Origin of the sequence: Paracoccus sp. UBA5162 (genome assembly GCF_002413585.1) — a bacterium.
Lineage (GTDB): Bacteria > Pseudomonadota > Alphaproteobacteria > Rhodobacterales > Rhodobacteraceae > Paracoccus.
The window spans coordinates 14,241-16,663 of record NZ_DHXG01000049.1 but is presented as its reverse complement, the minus strand read 5'-3'; the positions used below and the strand labels follow the sequence as shown (position 1 = coordinate 16,663).

General features: G+C 64.8%; 3 protein-coding genes. All 3 read left to right on the top strand.

Features of this window, described 5'->3' with window-relative positions:
* The coding region (locus tag B4A72_RS07030; RefSeq protein ID WP_292978268.1) for a sigma-70 family RNA polymerase sigma factor at positions 1–428 on the top strand (428 nt) is incomplete at its 5' end.
* Positions 429–434: 6 nt separating this feature from the next.
* Positions 435–842 carry a BLUF domain-containing protein gene (locus B4A72_RS07025; protein ID WP_292957517.1) on the top strand — a complete coding sequence of 136 codons (408 nt, stop codon included), beginning with the start codon at positions 435–437 and terminating at the stop codon, positions 840–842.
* 89 nt (positions 843–931) lie between these two features.
* Positions 932–2,401, top strand: a complete 1,470-nt coding sequence (gene rmuC, locus B4A72_RS07020) for a DNA recombination protein RmuC (RefSeq protein ID WP_292957515.1) — start codon at positions 932–934, stop codon at positions 2,399–2,401.
* The last annotated feature ends 22 nt before the right edge of the window (positions 2,402–2,423 follow it).

Genomic DNA, 2,423 nt, shown 5'->3' with positions numbered 1-2,423 from the left:
ACGATCAGGGCCGCGAACCGACACCCGAAGAGATGGCGGAGAAGCTCTCCATGCCGCTCGAGAAGGTGCGCAAAGTGATGAAGATCGCCAAGGAACCGATCAGTCTGGAAACCCCGATCGGGGACGAGGAAGACAGCCAGCTTGGCGATTTCATCGAGGACAAGAATGCGGTCCTGCCGCTGGATTCCGCCATTCAGGAAAACCTGAAGGAAACCACGACCCGCGTTCTGGCCAGCCTGACCCCGCGCGAGGAACGGGTTCTGCGGATGCGCTTCGGCATCGGCATGAACACCGACCACACGCTGGAAGAGGTCGGCCAGCAATTCAGCGTCACCCGCGAGCGCATCCGCCAGATCGAGGCCAAGGCGCTGCGCAAGCTGAAGCACCCCTCGCGCAGCCGCAAGCTTCGGTCCTTTCTCGATCAGTAACCCGTCATGTCGGAAGGACTGGAATATTCGCTGTATCGCAGCACCGCCAGTCGCGCGCTTCGGGCGGGCGAACTTGAGGACATTCTTGCCGCCGCCCGCGCGCGCAACCAGGCGATGTCGCTGACGGGCTGTCTGCACTACGAGGATGGGCTGTTCTTTCAATGGCTCGAAGGACCGGCGGATGCGCTGCGCGAAGTTCTGGGTTCGATCCTGCGTGACGACCGGCACCGAGATATAGCGGTGCTGGTGGAGGGCGCGCTGGAACATCGGCGCTTTCAGGACTGGCGGATGAGGTTTTCCGATCGCGACCGGGCCTCGCTTCTGGATTGGCTTGCCAGCGCCGAGGTCTCGACCATGGACCGCCGGGATTATGCCGCCGCAGTGATGTCGTTTCTGCAATCGGTCGAGGCCTGACAGCGGTGTCCTGACAACGGCGCCCGGATGGGTTGTGTCGCGGCACAAAAAGTGAACACTAAGCCCGACGCGCAGCAATCGGAGCCTTCATGCCGCAGGATTTTTCCGCCCGGATCATCGCATGGTCCGGCGATCTCCAGACCGTCCAGGCCCTGCTGGCCCTGCTTGCCGTCGGATTGCTGATGCTGGTCGTCCTGGCGCTGCGCCTGCGTCGCGCCTTGTCGGCGGGCGGGGCACGCGAGACGGCGCTGCAATCCAGACTGCAAGACGCCGATGGCCGGGTTCACGCGCTGGAATTGCAGATCGGCCAGCACGAGGTCCGTGCCGAGACGCAGCGGGCGCGCCTGGGCGAACTGGCGGAGGAACGCGACGGGCTGACCGACGCGCTGCACCAGGCCCGGCAGGAGATCGCGCAGATGCGCACGCAATTGGCCGAAACCCGGCTGGCGGCGCAGAAGGATCACGAATCCGCCACGCGCGAGATTGCGGCGCTGCGCGAGCTGCGCGAGGAAATGACCGGCCAGTTCAGGCTGCTGGCGGCCGAAACCCTGCGCGTGCAGCAAACCGACATGCAGAAGGCGCAGGGCGAACAGCTTTCCGCGCTGCTGACCCCGTTTCGCGACCAGGTGCACCGGTTCCAATCGGAATTGCAGGTCCGCAACAAGGTTCTGGACGAGGAGGGCGCGCGTCTGCGCGAACAGATCGCCTTCCTGCATCAGCGGTCCGAGGACATCTCTCGCGAGGCGGTCAACCTGACCCGCGCGCTGAAGGGCGAGAAGCAGCGTCAAGGCGCCTGGGGCGAGATGGTGCTGGAGAGAATTCTCGAGGAATCCGGGCTTGCATCCGGTATTCACTACGACATTCAGAACAGCTGGACCGACGAGGATGGCCGGCGCTGGCGCCCCGACGTGGTGGTCAGGATGCCGCGCGAAAAGATCATGGTGATCGACAGCAAGGTGTCGCTCAACGATTACGAGGTCGCGGTGAATTCCGACGATCCCGCCCAGGCGGATGCCGCCCTGCGTCGCCATGTGGCCGCGATCCGTGCCCATGTCACCACACTGGGCGAGAAGGGCTATCACCGAATGAACGATGCTTCGGTCGACTACGTGCTGATGTTCATCCCGATCGAGGGCGCGTTTTCCGAGGCTTTGCGCGCCGATCCGGGCCTGGCCCGCTTCGCGATGGAACGCCGGGTCGGCCTGACCACGCCCACCACGCTGATGTTGACCCTGCGCACGGTCGAACATATCTGGGCCGTCGAGCGTCGCGAAACCAACGCCATGGAGATCGCGAAACGGGCCGGCGCGCTTTATGACAAGGTGGCCGGTTTCGTCGAGGCGATGGAAGGGGTCGGCAAGGCGCTGGACCAGGCCGGCCGCGCGCATGGCCAGGCGCTGGACCGTCTGTCGCGCGGGCCCGGCAATGTCATCCGCCAGGTCGAGATGCTGCGCGAACTGGGCGCGCGCAACCAGAAACAGATCGGTCTGGACCATGACCCGACCGACGATCCCCGGCTGGGCACGCCGGATGATGCGGGATCCGAGGCAGCCGAATGAACCATGTCTTCCGGATCGCCAC

What these genes read in the sequence shown, in the direction of transcription:
- rmuC (WP_292957515.1), top strand. Translation starts at nt 932, where the DNA reads ATGCCGCAGGATTTTTCCGCCCGGATCATCGCATGGTCCGGCGATCTC.
- B4A72_RS07025 (WP_292957517.1), top strand. Translation starts at nt 435, where the DNA reads ATGTCGGAAGGACTGGAATATTCGCTGTATCGCAGCACCGCCAGTCGC.